This window comes from Aeromonas sp. QDB62 (assembly GCF_027705695.1).
Taxonomy (GTDB): Bacteria; Pseudomonadota; Gammaproteobacteria; order Enterobacterales; family Aeromonadaceae; genus Aeromonas; species Aeromonas allosaccharophila.
Genome location: NZ_JAPDCD010000129.1, coordinates 1 through 890, shown reverse-complemented (window position 1 = coordinate 890; position 890 = coordinate 1). Strand labels below are relative to the sequence as shown.

Here is an 890-nt window from a genome sequence, read left to right as displayed (position 1 = left end):
GATTTCCACTCTTTAAATAACAACTCCACCTGCCAACGGCAGCGATACAGGCTCATCACCTGCTCTGCTGACCATGCCGCTCGCGGTAGGTTGGTCATCCACAGACAGAACCGCTTTTCCTCGGCAAACCAGCGCCGGATCAACCGGTATTCCACTTTGCCGGACTTCACCACCATATCCAGCACCTCGGCCCGACAGCGCCGCCGTCCGGCCTCTTTCAGTGACAGTCCCGCCAGTTTTGGCACTTCCCGTCCATCACTGCGCCAGGCCTGGATTATCTTGGGGTTCAGGTTTTGAGTGCCTCGCACCAGATAAAATCCGCCAGCGTCGTTCACCTGCTCAAACCAGGCCCTGTCAATGTAACCCGCGTCAGCCAGCAGCAGGCAGTTGGTCAGCTTGTGGGCCTCAGGGAGAAATTGCCGCTCCCCTGCGGTATCGGCAGACACACTCATGCACAGCGGGCTTTGCTCCGACAAAGACATGGTCATATGGCACTCGATAGCCGCCGGACTGATGGTCTTGAACCGGCCAGGAAAGTCAGCAGCCAGGCGCCGATGCACAGCAAAGGAGGTGCCATCGTGCAGTAACACCTGCTTGAACGCACCGAGGGAAGCCGCTTTGAGTTGATGGTCGATACGCAAGGCGATGGCCCGTTCGACCAGCGCTTTCATAAACAGGGCAAAGCTCTCTTTGCGCAGCTGATTGTGAAACGGTTTGTAGGAAACCTGATGCGCGTTCACTAGTTGCAAGGCATTGAAATGACGGTGTAACCCGGCAATATCATTGACCTGGTCGCCCCCCATGGCCCGCAGTAGTGCAGGTACGAGCATGGCTGGGGTAATGGCACGCTGACGCAGACAAAACTTGCAGAGCCGAGCAATGCGCTCGAG

Annotated in this window: 1 protein-coding gene; it reads right to left on the bottom strand. The window is 57.2% G+C overall.

All coding sequences use genetic code 11. From position 1 onward, the window contains the following. Positions 1–890, bottom strand: an 890-nt coding sequence (locus OKC27_RS22740; protein ID WP_270806755.1) for an IS4 family transposase, incomplete at both ends; no start/stop codon positions are given.